General features: G+C 66.2%; 11 protein-coding genes. 5 read left to right on the top strand and 6 right to left on the bottom strand.

Going from position 1 to position 15154, the window contains the following annotated elements; all coding sequences use genetic code 11:
• Positions 1-24: 24 nt before the first annotated feature.
• Both C2865_RS19835 and C2865_RS19830 read right to left on the bottom strand, forming a co-directional pair.
• A complete protein-coding gene (locus tag C2865_RS19835) occupies positions 25-5370 on the bottom strand; it encodes a sacsin N-terminal ATP-binding-like domain-containing protein (protein ID WP_106399955.1) in 5346 nt (1781 codons plus the stop codon).
• Between the two features lie 271 nt (positions 5371-5641).
• Positions 5642-5890, bottom strand: a complete 249-nt coding sequence (locus C2865_RS19830) for a hypothetical protein (protein ID WP_106399954.1) — start codon at positions 5888-5890, stop codon at positions 5642-5644.
• Positions 5891-6344: 454 nt separating this feature from the next.
• On the opposite strand from C2865_RS19830, the gene C2865_RS41840 reads away from it, so the two are divergent.
• Positions 6345-6884: a plasmid mobilization protein gene (locus tag C2865_RS41840; RefSeq protein WP_408608323.1), complete on the top strand. Its 540-nt coding sequence runs from the start codon at positions 6345-6347 to the stop codon at positions 6882-6884.
• Positions 6881-8374: a relaxase/mobilization nuclease domain-containing protein gene (locus C2865_RS19820; RefSeq protein WP_106399952.1), complete on the top strand. Its 1494-nt coding sequence runs from the start codon at positions 6881-6883 to the stop codon at positions 8372-8374. The genes C2865_RS41840 and C2865_RS19820 overlap by 4 nt, the downstream gene beginning before the upstream one ends.
• A gap of 208 nt (positions 8375-8582) precedes the next feature.
• On the opposite strand, the gene C2865_RS19815 is transcribed toward C2865_RS19820, so the two are convergent.
• Together C2865_RS19815 and C2865_RS19810 are read right to left on the bottom strand one after the other, a co-directional pair.
• Positions 8583-9122 (bottom strand): putative immunity protein, encoded by a 540-nt coding sequence (locus C2865_RS19815; protein ID WP_106399951.1) that lies wholly within the window; start codon positions 9120-9122, stop codon positions 8583-8585.
• A 44-nt stretch (positions 9123-9166) separates the two neighbouring features.
• Complete coding sequence (locus tag C2865_RS19810) at positions 9167-10105, bottom strand: hypothetical protein (protein WP_157963814.1); 939 nt, start codon at positions 10103-10105, stop codon at positions 9167-9169.
• A gap of 339 nt (positions 10106-10444) precedes the next feature.
• Between C2865_RS19810 and C2865_RS19805 the strand changes: the two genes are divergently transcribed.
• The gene (locus tag C2865_RS19805) at positions 10445-10954 is read left to right on the top strand and encodes a hypothetical protein (RefSeq protein WP_106399949.1); all 510 of its coding nucleotides are present in this window, start codon (positions 10445-10447) and stop codon (positions 10952-10954) included.
• A 3-nt stretch (positions 10955-10957) separates the two neighbouring features.
• The gene (locus C2865_RS19800; RefSeq protein ID WP_106399948.1) at positions 10958-11179 is read left to right on the top strand and encodes a helix-turn-helix domain-containing protein; all 222 of its coding nucleotides are present in this window, start codon (positions 10958-10960) and stop codon (positions 11177-11179) included.
• A 134-nt stretch (positions 11180-11313) separates the two neighbouring features.
• Here the strand turns inward: C2865_RS19800 and C2865_RS19795 are convergent, their stop codons facing one another.
• The gene (locus C2865_RS19795) at positions 11314-12780 is read right to left on the bottom strand and encodes a tyrosine-type recombinase/integrase (protein WP_198653438.1); all 1467 of its coding nucleotides are present in this window, start codon (positions 12778-12780) and stop codon (positions 11314-11316) included.
• 221 nt (positions 12781-13001) lie between these two features.
• Positions 13002-13412 (bottom strand): tyrosine-type recombinase/integrase, encoded by a 411-nt coding sequence (locus C2865_RS40095; RefSeq protein ID WP_332873379.1) that lies wholly within the window; start codon positions 13410-13412, stop codon positions 13002-13004.
• Positions 13413-13675: 263 nt separating this feature from the next.
• On the opposite strand from C2865_RS40095, the gene C2865_RS19785 reads away from it, so the two are divergent.
• Positions 13676-14326 carry a hypothetical protein gene (locus C2865_RS19785; RefSeq protein WP_157963812.1) on the top strand — a complete coding sequence of 217 codons (651 nt, stop codon included), beginning with the start codon at positions 13676-13678 and terminating at the stop codon, positions 14324-14326.
• The last annotated feature ends 828 nt before the right edge of the window (positions 14327-15154 follow it).

Below are 15154 nucleotides of genomic sequence, written 5' to 3'. Positions count from 1 at the left end.
AACGCCCACTTGAAATAAGAATCCTCATAACAGTGTGTAGGAGAACCGCAGCGTGCCACCGACGTTGAGGTAACTGTCCCTTCCCTCCTTACTGAACGGATTAGGCAACATCAGGACCTTGAGCTGTTCCGGATCTAGAACGTCGGTGACCACCAGAAGCCGCCACCGGTCGCTTCCTGCAGACCGCTGCGCGGCCCGCACTTCGCTTTCACCAAGTTCGAACCGGCCGCCCGATCCCTGCGTCGCCTTCACCTCGAACATGATCGAACGTGCACCCCCAATCACCTCGAAGTCATACCCGAGGGAGTCGTCTCCCGGCATGCCGGGGAAGACCTTGCGGCGATTGACCGACACCCAGCACGACTCATCGACGCCCTTGTAGTGGCGCTGAAGCCATTGGAAGGCGAACCACTCGCCGATGAAGCCGATCGCGTCCCGCTGGGCGGAGGACATTCGGCGCCGCCCGGTGAATCCGCTCAGAGCGTCCGCCGTCTGGCTCTGGCGGCCGCGTTTTTGCGGCGCGGTCGGCGTGGACCAGCGGAGCGCCCCGCCGAGCAGGTCGGGACGGTCTTCGAGAACCGACTCCAGTGCGTCGACCACCTCGCTGAAATCACCGTCCCCGACGTCGAACGCGCGTCCGCCGAGTACAACGGTGCGCTGCGCGCGCACCTGCTCTTGCCGAAGACGTTCGGCCTCCCGCCGGCCCGGGTTGAGATCGCTCTCGGTCAGGCCGTGGTCGGCCGGATCCGCACTCGTGGCGACGCCGCCAGGCCAGAGCCCAATCACCTGCAACCAGGCGAGAATCTCCTGCTCGGAAAGAACCCTGAAATCCAACGCCCCCACGGCGTCCAACCGGTCCAAAGAGACCGACACTGCATCCGGCCCCGTGAACGCGTCGGGAACCGGATGGCCAAGCGCGCTCAGCAGCGGTCCCAACCGGGGAGCCAATTGGGTGAACCCGCGCGTGTTGGCAACCCTCGTGTCCTCCCACGCAGGAAGCCGTTCGCCGGAGGCGGGAAGAGCCGAGCCGAACCGCTCGGAGAACGCAGCCTCCACCCGCTCCCCCAGCACGGCACCGTCAAGGCTGTCGATCTCGAACTCCCAGGAGCCGGGCACGGTGATCCAGTCGAGCGAGCAGAGCTCACGCCAGCCGTCGATCGGCTCCCCGGCATCGAACCGGGCGATGTTCGCCCACCTCAACCGATCGATGATCGAGATCCGGTGCAGCGCGAGGTATCGCTGGAGCGCCTCGGTGTGAGCGGCAGCACGGCTGGTCGGCCGGTAGTCCGGAGCGAGAGAGGACAGCGTCTTGTTGAACCCGGCGAAATCGAGATCGACGGCGGCGCGCAAATCATCGACGTCCCTGGCTGAGCGGGCGGCGGCGATCAGCTGGTCCGGCGGGGCAGGCAGCGGTCGGGCCGACTCCAGCCTGTCACGCAACTCCTGAACGCTCTCCGGTACGGGATCGAGAACGTCCGAAGCGGCGTCCACGCCGAGGACGTGGACGATCACCGGCCGCAGACGCCGGACGACGGATCCCACAGATCCGTCGAGCCGGTTGCGAGTCTCCTCGACCTGAGCGACCGTCCGGTCGAAGTGCTCGGCGATCTCCTCATCGGTGAGAGCCCGCGGGTCCGCGTGGAGGGCGCCGAGCCTGCTCGCAGCGAGCTTGAGATGCACTCCTGCGTGATCCTGGTCAACCGCATGACAGATCGCCTCGGCCAAGATCTCCACCGAGGGCCACCCGAGACCCTCCACGCAGTCCGCCTCGGCGAGCACCACCGTGCGGCCGTCGACCGACAGCGGCAGCACTCCCTTCTGCCGGTCCGGCAGTGGGACCGGCTCACCGTCCAGCGTGATCTCCAACCGGGAATAAGGGTGCAGGAAGACACCGCGCACTTGGGCGGCGAAGCCGAGCAGCACGGACTCCGAGGGCCGCGGTCCACGCCGAGGATGATCGACGAGCAGACTGAGGGCAAGGGGCAGCCACGGCAGCCGCTCAGCGAGCGGGACACTCCTGTGCGGGTCCATGACCGCGCCGTCCACTCTGACTTCCACGGCGGCCTCGTCGACCGGCCGGACCCCCTGGCCGCAGAGCCACTCGAGCATTGCTGTAACGCGCTGCGCGTCACCGGGAACGACGAGGAGAGGCTGTCCTGACTCTTTGATCAACCGCGCCGCGACGCTGTCCCTGTCGCCACTCACATACAGCGTCCGGCTGCCCGCGCCGAAGTCCGCGAGCCCCACCGCTGACAGCGCCCCCGACGTCTCGACGACGATGGAGGCACTGCGCAACCGAGAGAGCATGTCGCCGACGAGCACGCTCGGCGTGGAGGAGAACTTCTCCGCCAGATCCCTCCAAGCACGCTCATTGGCTCGTCTCAGCACCAGCAGGTCGGCGTCGGCCACTGTGCCCAATGCGACGAGATCCCCCAGAAAGGCGAGGAGCCGGTCGGCGTCGGCCGGTGCGCCCCAGACGGGAAGGCCTTCATTCCGTAGGCGTGTGAGGGCCTCCCCGCGGAGCAGCGGGCGGAGCTGCGGCAGCAGGATCGGGGCGAATCCCGGTTCTTCCTCGACCGTAGAAGGGCAGTGCCAGGCGTCGGTCGGCCGAACGAAGGACTGCGACCGGTCGGGAGCCCGCACAGGAAGCCAGGGCTGTCCCCGGACGAACGCCGCCAGAGGAGTGAGCACCCCGACCTGGTCGGGATCCCTGGGCCTATCCTTTTTCCACACCGACTTCAGATGACTGTCCTGCCACTGCACCAGACCTGACAAAACCAGACGGGCATAGGCGAGTCGAGCTGGATCGGTCAGATCACAGGCGACATCCTGCCCGGGAAGTCGAGACGCCCCGCCTGCAACATATGGAGTGTTCGGGTTGGCGGCACGCGACCTCGCCAGCCCTATAAATGGTCTCCACTGCTCGGCGACAGCCGGCGGCACCTTGGCCATGGAGACGATCCGATCGGTCGTGAGCTTCCAACCGTCGGCTCGGGTCACCGCATTCGGAGTGACACAAGGGAGGAGGCCATCCTGGACTCCTGCGGCGGTGAGGAAGTCCCGCCATTCCGCCTGGGTGTCGCCGCGGCCCAGGAACTCTTGTGGCGGCGCCAGAAGAAGCCCCTCCATCCAACGCAACCCAGATGAGGCATCCCGCCCTTCAGCGATCACCATCGCCAGGTCATCGCCGAGCGTGTCCTGCCAGCCCGGTCCAAAGACAGCCGTGGACGCCTCGACCAGACGGCCCGACGCCGACGGTACCCACAGCCCCACATCCCGTACGGACAGGCTGCCCGAACTGCGGCGTGAACGGTGAAGACGAAAGACGAACTTCAGCGCCTGCCACCTCAGCTCCCGTGACGTGCTGTCCTTCAGAGCGGCTTTGACATGGTCGAGCAGCCCTGCGGCGTCGAAACGGCGGACGAGGCCGTTGTTTTCGAGGAAGATCCGCGCCTGGCTCAGCGAGCGTCCATCGGCGCTCCGCCACACCAGACCCGGATGCAACAGGAACATCCTCTTCCTCAGCTGTTGCGGCAGGTTCAGACCGTCCTCGACGTTGTCCTCTCCCCGGATCGGCGCGAAGAACCCGTCCCGGCCAGCGGCCTTCCCGCGGGCGCCAGCCTCGTTACACGGGCGCAGGCTCCCGTCGTCGGCCAGCAGCAGGCGGCGACCCTGCAGAACCGTCCCGTCCTTGCCGAACAACCCGGCGATATCGGTGTAGACCTCGTTCCAGGACCCCACATCCTCTCTTTGTCCGGGACGGGGGAGGTCGGAGACGATCTTCTCGACGTGGCTGGCCAGCACCTCCAGCCCAGGCTCGACCGGGTGTCTGAGCCAGGAGCACAACTTCGTGAGCCTCGCGAGCCTGGCCGGGCCGATCGCCGGATCGATGACGTTCAAGCCCGCCCGCCGTGCAGCCTCGGCGGTCAGGACCGTGGTGTGCTTCGGTGGCCAGTGCACGGCCTGCCGGATGGACTCCCACCCTCCCCGACCGCCGTCCAGGACCGGCAGGACAGGAAGATCCACGAATTGCTCATCGAATACCCGACTGGCGGCGGACACGAACAGGCCAGCGGTCTCATCGCCGGGATCCCAACCGATCATGTCGACGGCGGCGTGCCGGAATTCCGGCCGAGGATCGTCGCGGAGGTACGCGGCGGCGATCAGGGAAGTCTCCGCGAGAGCGTCGAAAAGCACGGCGTTGAGTGGGTGCTCGCGATCCAACGCGGTGCGGTCGACCTTGGTGAAGAACGGCGCATTGAGATGTCCGAACAGCGGAGCCCGGGCTCCTTCTCCCAACGGCAGGAAGGTGTAGATCCTCCCCTGCTCCTCCGCGGGTCGACCGAGCGGGATCGCGACCTCGACCTGCGCGGGCTCCGACCAGTTCTGCCAGGACTCGTCAAGCCTTCCCTCAGCCGTCGCCTCGGCCACCGTCCCGCGAAGCCGCTCCTCTGCCAGAAGACCCCGGGCCACCAGGTACTCACCGGCTGATCCGAGACCGACGCGGACCGCCGACACGAGCGGCACCACCGTTCCTGGGGCCGGCTCCCCGGCAAAGACAGGCGCCTCATCCCGTGTCAGCTCGGTCCGGGCCGTACTTCCGTCGACCTCTCTGGTCTCCAGGACCAGCCGTTCCAGCCTCGGCAGAAACAGCATGATTGGAGCCGTGGCACCTGTCAGCTCGTCCCGCCGCCGAACCGCCTCGCCCGTCGCACGCTCGTTGCGCAGCGGCAGCCTGATCACGGTCACATGCCCGGCGGCACCCAGCTCGGCGCAGCGAGGGGGCACCTCATCGAGCGGGTAGGGCACTTGGAAAGGCGGCAGCTCATCCGCGGCTGTGCGGGCCAGCTCATCCCGGCCGTCCAGCAGGTCACGCAAATCGTCCGGAGTAGCGAACCGGAAGCGGAAGCCGTCGAGGGAACCGCCGCACGAGCCGTCCGGCCGGGCACTGTAGATCTCAGGAGCGTCGGTGATCGACAGAACACTGCGGAACCCCACCCCCTTGTTGCCGATGCCCTCGCCCACCGTCTTCGCACTTTGCGCGATTTTGCAGACGGACTCGACCTGCTCCCAGGAGAACGGCCTCCCCCCGTTGGCCACATACAGCGTCCCGAACGGCCCCTCCCCCAGGTCGAGGAACACATGGATGCTGCCGCCACCAGACTCCCTCGGATGGGCGTCATGACCGTTCTGGAGCAGCTCGATGAGGAACCGGCCCTCATAGTCACGAGCGTTGGAGAAGGTCAGCGCCCGAAGCTGCCTTCCAGGCCCCCACGTCGGCGAAGCCGACCACTCGTCGAGCACAGCCTTCGCGTAATCTCGGATGCGCCTTTCCTCATCAGACAGCCCCGCGAGCACAGACTCCGCCATCCACCCCTCCTAGCACCCAACCGATCCAATTCTCACCCATCTTTGAAGGCCCGTTGGCCTGTTTCCCCCAATGAGGTTTTCCCAGCGAGTTTTAGCTGATCATGCGGTGTTCGAAATGAGCGAGGGCGAGCGCGGATGCGACGAGGTCACCGATCCTGCCAGGGCTGAGGCTGGCGTGTTTTAGAGCTCTCCAGCGCTCGACAAGAAGAGCGAAACCGCGTTCTCCCAGACAGCGCAAGGAGCGCTGTAGCGCGTTGTGGGTTCAGTTCGTCTAGGACAGGACGTTGCCGTCGCTCGGCTGAGGAAGCAGGACGACGACACCATGGCCTGCGCCCTGATAGCCCGGACCGGCCAGGGTCGGCAAGGTGGCGGCGAACGGGTAGAGCGCCGGCAGAACGTGGCGGCGGACGGCTTCAATGTCGGCCACTCCGCCGGGCTCGACCACAGACGTCCAGATGAGCAGCCCGTCCGGGCGTGTCGGTCCTGGAGCGTTGCCGCCGAAGCCGCCGGTCTTTCCCAAGTACCGCTCATCGATGCTCCGGCCTTTTACGAAAACGGTCTCCATACGGCACCGGTCGGCCTCGAAGACCTTACTGATCTGCCCTGCTGATTCCGGACAGCTCTTCTTACGGTTAATTCACGCTGCGAGCTGCAGACTCAGGTACTCGGCGTGGACCTGGTCGGGGCTCTTGTAGCCGAGCCTGCCCTCAACCGGTCGTAAGTAGCCCCGAGGCAACGCCAAGTGATGACGGCAGTGAAGGGGTGCGTAAAGCAGTCCGTAGAGCGATCGATAGCATTCCTGCAGCGAGACCGGCCTTTAGCCACCAACCGATGGACCCGAGGTCCTATCGTGCTGACTAATTGGATCCAAATCCGCTGGCATCAAACGTAACTCTTTAGCACTTCGCCTACACAATCGAGACAGCAGGACAATTTTCGATTTCCACCATCACCTATCGACTCAGCTCCGCCGGGTGCAAGATGATGCCTTTGTGGCTACAAATGTAAGGACCGAGCGCGGTCCTTACATTTGTCTTCGGGGGGCGGGTGCGGACCGGGCGCGGTCCACACGGCGAACTGGAGGTGGGGTGTCGGACAGCGGGCAGGGCGAAGACAGGTGGCCACGTCAACGGGGGTATCGGCGGCGCGGGGAGGATGCGCGGCGGCGGTGTTTGTGCCTGCGGCTCAGCGAGAACGAGCACGAGGCGATCAGGGCAGCAGCGGAGCGGAATGGCATGACCCGTACGTTCTTTGCCGCTGAGGCGGTTCTCTTGGCGGCGCGTGAGGAAATGCCGCTGGCGAGGTCTGCTGATCGGGCATTGCTGCGCGAGGTCATGGAGAGCAATCGGCAGATCCGACGGGTGGGCTTGAACCTCAACCAGATCACCATGCGGTTTCACACGTCCGGGGAGTGCCCACCGGAGCTGGGACGGTGCCTGGAGCGGGTGGCGGAGGGCCTGGCCCAACTGGAGGCATTGGCGGTGCGGTTGGACGAGGTGATCGACCACCGATGATCGGGAAGATCACCCGTGGGTCGAACGTCGGGAACCTGATCGTCTACCTGTACGGGCCTGGCCGCAGCAGCGTGCACGAAGACCCGCATGTGGTGGCCGGCTTCCGGACGCCTACGGAGTTGGAGCCGAGCATCAGCGAGGGGAAACGAGATCTTCGACCGCTGATCAGCTTGTTGCGTCAGCCCATCACGGCCCTCCAGGAGTCGGGCTATGAGCAGCCCGTCTGGCAGTGCTCGTTGCGGGCCGCGCCGGAAGACCCGTATCTGAGTGACGAGCAGTGGGCCGAGATCGCCGAGGAGACCCTCCATAAGATCGGTCTCATCCGGGCCGAGGATGAAGCCGGATGCCGGTGGATCGCGATCCGGCACGCGGATGAACACATCCACCTCGTCGTCACGCTCGCCCGGGAAGACGGGCGCATACCGCGGCTGTGGAACGACAAGCTCAAGGTCAGGAGCGCCTGCCTCGCCGCTGAAGAGCGGTACGGATTGAGGCGGACGGCACCCGCCGATCGCACCGCCACACCGCGGCCCACCCGAGCCGAGCTGGAGAAAGCCGTACGCCAGGGACGCGAAGAGACTCCCCGGCAGACGTTGCGGAAGGCGGTGGCGACCGCTGCGGCCGGGGCTGGCGGCATGGAGGAGTTCTTCGGCAAGCTCGACGAGGCAGGGCTGCTGGGCGCCAAGCGGTACAGCAAGCTGGATGCATCCGAGGTGACCGGATACAAGGTCGGACTGCCCGGTGACCTCACCGGGGACGGGCAGCAGGTCTGGTTCTCCGGCGGCAAGCTCGCCCCGGAACTCAGTCTCCCGAAGCTGCTCCGGCGGTGGGCCGATCCGGCGCTCTCCGCCGACCTCTTCTCCCGTCCGCGAGCCGGACGGAACGCAGCCGAACGGGAGATGCTCTACCGGGCTTCCGCGCAGGCGGTCACCCGGGCGTCCCAGCAGTTCCGGTGGAGCAGCAGCCCGCGGGTGCGCGCCGACATCGCGGCGGCCGCCACCGGCGTGCTGTACACAGCCGCGCAGGCGACGGGGAGTGCGCGCCTGGTCGACGTCGCGGATATCTACGCCAGAGCAGGGCGGGAACCCTGCGGACGGGTGGCGCCGTTGGGCGGCTACTCGCGAGGGCTGAGGGCGGCAAGTCGGCTGCTCGCTCACGCGATGGGGCCCGAAAGCCGAAAAACCTACGAGATGACGGTCGCGCTGATCGAGCTGATCTCATGCCTGGCCGACCTCGCCGAGGCGGTGGCCGAACACCGCGCACGCCAGGGAAGGAGTGCCCAGGCCGAAGCCGCACACCTGGCCTCGGAGGAGCTGAAGGACATGACCAGACCTCGTGCGCATACGTTGGCACGATCGGGGCCGCTCTTGCCTGAAGCACTCGCCGCCGTGTCCTTCCCGGCACCGCCGACGAGCGGGGTCGTCTGGAACAGCACTCCTCCGGCGCCGCCAGGGCCGTCCACGGGCCGTGGGCGAGGCCGTGGAAGATGACGTCACCGCCCCAGTGGCTATGAAGGTGAGAACGGAGCCAGATGTAGGCCACCTCCAAAGCCGCCGGACGTCGTGGATGCTGTCGTGGATCTCCCGATGGTGAAGGGCGTGTGGCCGGTCAGTCCGACGGGGACTGGGTGATGGCGGCTGGGAGCCCAGACGGTGAGATCAGGGGGCAGAACCGGGTCTCGGAGTTGTCGGCGGCTCCTCAGCGGGACGCGCGCAGGGAAGCGTCCAGGGCGCTCATGAGTTGCCCAACGCGATTCTTGGCGGTCGGCGCGAGGGGATAACGGCGGAGAACAGCGATCAGGGTCGGTGTGGCGCATCGCCGGGCCTGCTCGATCAGCAGGTCTCCGGCCGCAGGGTCACCGCCTGCGTTCAGCTCGGCGATGCGCGCGGCACTCGCGGCGGCGCGCAGAATGTGGCCTACCTGGGTGGCTCGCGATATCGGATGCAGGTACGCCGCGGACGCGGCATCGCCAGCGGAGCGTGCGGCAAGACGTGCGGTTTCGGTGCCCGCTTCCTTCGCGGCTCGGTGCGCGTCCAGCGAGGTGACGCGCTGCAGCCTGGTCCTCTTCGCTCCGTTGACGAACTCCCATGCGGCATCAACGGCCGCACGCGGACGAGAATCACCGGGAACGGCCTCCTCGAACACCGGGAGGACTTCCTGCGCGCTCTCCACCACGTAGCGCGCCACGACCCGCAACTCGTCCATGGTCAACTCGAAATCATCGGACACAGCCGCCATGGGCCCGATCCTTCCACGGTCCCACCCGGCCGGAGCGCTCCGGATCAGGATGAGACGTAGCCGTAGGTCTCCAGGACGACGCCCTCGGGCAACGACGGCCGTTCGACGACGATCTCGAAGGGGGAATCCTCGTCATCGATCTCGGAGACCTGACGGCCGTCGCGCAGCAGGGCCAGAACGGGGAGCCCGTCGGCGACGACCTCGTCGTCGGAGACGAGACGGGCGCGGGTGCCAGCGCGCACCGGCCCGGTGAAGAGAGGACCCGACACCGCGACAGCGCCATGCCCGGCGGGGCGCACCTGATCGATGCCGAGCTCACCGAGTCGCTGCTCCCGGTATCGGGGTTCGGGCACCCGGTAGGCGACGATCAAATCGCCCGCCTCCAGCTCGTCGAACGCGACGTAGAGCAGGCCAGGCCCCTGGAGCGAGGGAACTTCGGCGCCTGACGCCTCGTGAAGGAGAACGATCCGCAGTACGTCCGCGACGATCTGCCCACCGCGTACCACCCGCACGCGGTCGCCCGACGAAAGCACGCCGCCCGCCGACTGCACGACGCCGCCGCGCCCGTCGATCCGCTCGAAGAGGTACGGGCGTTCCACCCAGGCCCGGCCCAGCTCCACCTCGGTGCGGTAGTCGTGTGTGATCGGCGTCGTCGCGGGCTCACCCGGTCGGAACTCGCGCAGGTCGCGCTCGTAGCACTCGACGACGTCCCGTGGCCGCAGTCCCGAGAAGCCGAGTCCGAAGTGGAAGGATTCTCCCTTAACCGCCCGCGACAGGGCCTTGCTGCCCGGACCTTCCGGCACGATGTAGCCGACGCGCAGATCGTCCGCGACGATCACACCATCGCGCAGCACCCGCGCCAGATCACCGAACCGCGGCTCTCCACCGAAGACGTAGCCCAGGCACCCGCCCCGGCCATCGACCTCGTTGACACCGAATCTCCCATGCCGGACTTCCCGCAACGGCAGAGCTTCAAGATCCATACGAGGGAAGATAAGGCATGGTGACCACCGTAAACAGCCCGTATGGCGTCCTTCGGTCACGCCTTCACGGCCTCTGGGCCAGATCCCGTTCTCGTCGACAAAGCCACCCCGGCAACATCGCTACGAGTAATCATTCGTCGCTTTGGGTAAAGTGCGTGTCAGTGCTCGATCAACGAGCACACCGTGCAGTGCATCGCGGAGACGTCGAAGAGAAAGGGAGCGCCTATGGCTGAGTCGAGGAAACGGGAACCCGACAAGCGAGCACCGAGAGGGCTCGCGCGGTAGCCGAACCGCGTTGTGCTGCGCCGACCCCGACCACTTCGTGGAGGTGCGCAGCAAGTGACGAACAACAGGCAGCAAGCAGCAGACGACCACACCGAGCAGATCGCCCGCGACCTGTATGAGGGCGTGCGGCAACTCAACCACGCGACAGCCGGACCACCGGGGCTGACCTATCCCGGGACCGTCTACACCGTTTTGGGCAACCTCGCCGTCGCCGTGTACGGGCTGGAGCAGAGCCTCCGGCAGCTTCACCGTTTCCTCGGCGAGGAACTCGACGCCGGTCGGCTCGGGCACGACCTGGGGCACAGCCCAGACTCAGATGTCCACCGGGCGCAGGAAGCACTATTCGCCGCCGGGGCCATGACGAGGAAGCTCGCGACCACGCTCGGACGTGCGCAGAACGCGATCCGCGCCATCAACGCGGAGCCCGAACTCAACCCCGTGAGGCTGGCGAGCCAGGCCTTCCCGATGACCGTCGAGGAGGCGGTGCGGATGCCCTTCCCCGGTGACACCGACAAAGGACGGAAGCCGCAGGCTCGGGACGTCCAGGCCAGGAAGGAGGCCTGAGACATGGGGCACGCGACCCTGGACGACCTGGGCTCGCTGCCGCCGTTCATCAACCTGATGACGGCGGCGGGCATCCTGGGGATCGGGCGGACCAAAGCCTACGAGCTGGCACGGAAAGGCAAGTTCCCCTGCCACGTGATCGTGGTCGGGGCAAGCTACAAGGTCAGTCTCAAAGAGCTGATCAAGCTCATGAGCCCGCCAGAAGAGGCGCGGAAAGCTCCATGAGAACGGGCCGCAGCTGTTCGGCTGCGTTCGCCTTTCACGGTTGAGTGACCGCCAGGTACCAAGAGGCCGGTTCCCGGTGATTCGGGAACCGGCCTCTGTGCTCACGTCCGGCAGCGGGAGTCTTCGCTCGGTGGCTACACCGAGCTCATTCCGGTTTCCGAGCCGAAGTGCTGCTCGATGAGCTGCCGGGCGATGACCGCGCGAAGCTTGTCGATCTCGGCGTTGGCGGCTTCAAGCTCGGCTTTCAGCGCGGTGGTCGCGTCTTCGGGGACTTCGATGTTCCTGATCTTCTTGAGCGCTGTGAGGGCGGTTTCGTCGGCGGTCGGCAGCGTGTGGAGGTAGCGCTCCGTCGTCGTGATCTTCGCGTGGCCAAGGCGTTCCTTCACGACCTGGAGGTCGGCTCCGCCCGCGAGGAGCCAGGACGCGTGAGCGTGGCGCAGGTCCTGGAAGCGGGGGTTGAAGCCGAGGTCGGCGGCTTCGCAGGCCGGTCGCCAGGTGCCGTTGCGGAACCAGGTGGCGTTCATGTGGGGATCGAGGTCGACGACGCGAGGCTTGCGGGGGCTGTCCTTGCCTGCGGCGCGGCGCTTGGCCCGGTAGGCGGCAACGGCGGCTCGGCAGTGCCGGCAGCGACACTTGCCCAACCCGTAGGCGGTAGTCGTACCGTGCCGGTAGACCCGGCCGTTCTCGTTGGGCTCGGTGTAGCCGAGAGACTCAGGATCCTGGACGGGTTCGTAGGCTGGCTTGTAGTCGAGACGGCGAGAGAAGAAGAGGTCGTCCCGCTTGAGGTTCTCGGCTTTGACGTGGGCCTGCAGCTTGGCAGCGATCTGGCCACTGAGCTTGAGCTTCCGCCACTTCCGCCCCTTGGGATACTCCTTGACCAGGTTCCGCTTGCCTTCAGGATGAATCTCCGAGGACAGGTAGAGGACCACGCGGCTGACGGTCAGGATGTTCGTCCCGAAGTCGAGGTCCTTGACCCGGAGCTCAGCCAGCTCGCCCCAACGCAGGCCACTCTCGATGGCCGTCTCGACGAGGAGCCGTGAGGTCTCGTCAGGGAGCGCCGCATAGATCTGGTCGAACTCGTCCGCTGTAATGATCCGGCGCGGCTTCTCCGGGATCGGATCGGTGGGCACTCCCCTACTCGGGTGCAGCAGGATGACGCCGTCGTTGACCGCGGTTGTGAAGATGGCGTTCAGGACCGCGCCCTTGCAGTAGGCGATCCGGTGCCTGCCGACCTCCTTCGTCTTGAGCCCCGTGATCCAGGAACGGACGTCCTGGGAGCTGATGTCACACATCCGCATGTTCTCGAAGTACGGCAGGATGTGCGTCCGCAGAGCCCCCAGGTAGTCCTGCTTGGTGCTGAGCTCGATCCGGTGGTTCGGCAGCCACGTCTCCATGACGTACGTGCCGAACTTCTGTCTACTTCGTCGCGGATCCCATGTTCGCCCTTCGGCGATCTTCGCCTCGGCCGCCTGCCACGCCCGCTCGGATTCCTTCAACGTCCCGAAGGTCCCGGCGGTCTGCCGAACCCCGGACGCGTCGTCGTACAGAGCCTGGTAGCTGATCTTGCCGTTCTTACCGATCCGCTGCCGAGTGAATCCCACGGAGAACCTCCTCGCACCTTGATCATTTGTCACTCATTTGTCACTGGATCATGCTGATACGCAGTGAAACGATCTTGCACCGGCCGACACGAAAACCGGCTCTGACCAGCAGGTTAATCAATCCCTACCCAGGTCACGACTTGGCAAAGCGGACGCCCGAGCTCGCTTCCAAACTAGCTACGCGGGTTCGATTCCCGTCATCCGCTCTCTACCGCTAAGGCCTAGGTCAGGATCATGATCCCGACTTGGGACCTTCGCATTTCACCGGCCCTTCTTGGCCGTCTGTGCCCGATCGCTTTCGTGTCCTTGCCGTTGCCGCCCTGGGCCGCTTTGAAGGCGCTCCCGAGAGTTTGGGCGATCGCCTTGTCCCGCTCGGTCGTGGCGTGTTGGTAGATCGGTGCCGCACGGGTGGAGGCGTGGCCTATGCGGGACATCAACTCTTTCAGGCTCGCTCTGGTGGAGGCCGCCAGGGTGTTGCCGACATGCCGGAGAGCATGGAAGTACAGAACGGGAAGGTCCACGTCGACCCGCGCCTTGTTCCAGATCCGGCGGAGGCCAGAGCGCCGCAGCGGCCCGCCCCGAAGCCCGACGAACGCCCGGCCGTCGGCTTCCGGTTCGGCGAGCTCCTCCAGGTGGAGCCGCAGCGTCAGGATCTCTCTTTCGGGTGAGCGACCACTCGCCGACCCGCCTTGATCTTGGGCGTGGACCCAAGAGCCGGCCGCCGTTCAGCTCCAGGACCGCGCCGACGACGTGGGCCGGGCCCGCCTCAAGACAGAAGGCGACGGCGCGCTGGAGAAGGAATCGTTCGGGGTCATGTCTTGACAGTGGAGGGCACGAAAGGGTCTTCTAGTCACATAGTGCGAAACCGTGTTTCCTCTAACGAAACACCGGGAGCGTGCTCGATCGTATGCGGACCGATGGTGCGATCGAGAGCCTGCGGCGTGCTTCCGTGCACGTCATCGTGACCTGCACGCGACAGAAGGAGCGGTTCATGTCGACCAGCCCGATGAAGACGAAGCGGTACGGGGCGCTGCGCGGTCTGGGCCTCGGTGCCGGCGCGGTCATGTTGGCGACCGTGGGGCTCGGCGGTGCCCCTGCCTCGGCCGGCACCGGGACCGTGGCCTATGACTGCGTCATCTTCTCCACTCACTTCGACTACAACGCCCGGGTCACCATGAAGGGGTCGACCAAGCGTTCCGTGGGTGACACGGTGAAGATCACTGCGGATCTCTCGGCGTTGCCCGGGGTGTCGCCGGTCGCCGTCGACTCGTGGAAGACCACCGGCAAGTTCATGGCTTCGGGTGCGCAGAAGACCTCCATCAATGCGTCGGGGGCGAAGAAGACCGGTCCGGTCAAGGCCAAGCGCAAGATCCCGATCGGGAAGCTGACCGGCAAGGTGAAGTTGAAGAAGGCGGGGAAGGTCACGCTGACCATGGGCAAGATCAAGGTCACCGCGGTGGCGCTCGGCTCGTCCGTGCCGATGACCTGCACGCCCAAGAAGAACAAGCCTCTGCCCAAGCTGCTGAAGCTGACCGTCAAGCGTTAGCCCTGCAGTAACGTCCACGCATCTCCGGCCGTGAGGTCGAAGGACCTGCCGGTGGCGCGGGGTGCTGCTGAGGCTCCCGCGCCGCTGGACGCCGAAGGTGGGCTTCCTGGCCCTGCCTGAGCCGGCCGGAGAGGCTCGGCGGCTACAACGGCAGGCGATGCCGTGGGGAGCGGGTCAGCATCGGCGGCACCCCTGAGCAGCATCCGAGTCCGCCGGCGTCTGCATGCAACCGACCTTCTTCCAAAGCCTGTTCCATGGGACGATCTCCCAGAGCGGCAGACGTGTCGGCGCCTCGCTCGGACCGGTCGTCAAGGACAAGGCCGCGACGTCGGCAGGGAGTTCGCCACCTCCCTCGGCTGCACCGATTTGCGGACGATGACGTGGTGCCTGCTCGACAGGCCCGCCGCCGACCCCGACGGTGACTTCGGCGCCCTGTTCGGGTCGACGCCCCTCGGCTGGGTGCCGGTAATCAACGGAGACGTCATCCGGGATGACACGCACCGCATGGCCGCTACCGCCAGATCCCGCTCGTCATCGGGAGTACCCGGACGAAAGTCGGTTGTTCACCACGTTCCAGCATCACATCAACCAGCGACGACACGCGATGAAGGCCAAGACCGAATTCCGTGCAGAGGCCTCCCGAACCCCTACCCGCCGACCTCCGCGCGCATCGCCGATCTGACCGTCTCAGACGGCTCCTTCACCCGCCCCACGCGAGCCGCGGCCTCGAAACGCGGAAGCACATGTACCAGTACGGGTCCGCCGACACCGAGCCTCCGCTGTCGAACATCGGCCGCTGATCCTCGGCCTGAACACCGACCAGGCCCG

Origin of the sequence: Actinocorallia populi (assembly GCF_002995495.1) — a bacterium.
Classification (GTDB): Bacteria; Actinomycetota; Actinomycetes; order Streptosporangiales; family Streptosporangiaceae; genus Actinocorallia; species Actinocorallia populi.
This window is presented reverse-complemented; position numbering and strand designations above follow the sequence as displayed.

What these genes read in the sequence shown, in the direction of transcription:
- C2865_RS19835 (WP_106399955.1), bottom strand. Translation starts at nt 5,370, where the DNA reads ATGGCGGAGTCTGTGCTCGCGGGGCTGTCTGATGAGGAAAGGCGCATC.
- C2865_RS19820 (WP_106399952.1), top strand. Translation starts at nt 6,881, where the DNA reads ATGATCGGGAAGATCACCCGTGGGTCGAACGTCGGGAACCTGATCGTC.
- C2865_RS19815 (WP_106399951.1), bottom strand. Translation starts at nt 9,122, where the DNA reads ATGGCGGCTGTGTCCGATGATTTCGAGTTGACCATGGACGAGTTGCGG.
- C2865_RS19810 (WP_157963814.1), bottom strand. Translation starts at nt 10,105, where the DNA reads ATGGATCTTGAAGCTCTGCCGTTGCGGGAAGTCCGGCATGGGAGATTC.
- C2865_RS19800 (WP_106399948.1), top strand. Translation starts at nt 10,958, where the DNA reads ATGGGGCACGCGACCCTGGACGACCTGGGCTCGCTGCCGCCGTTCATC.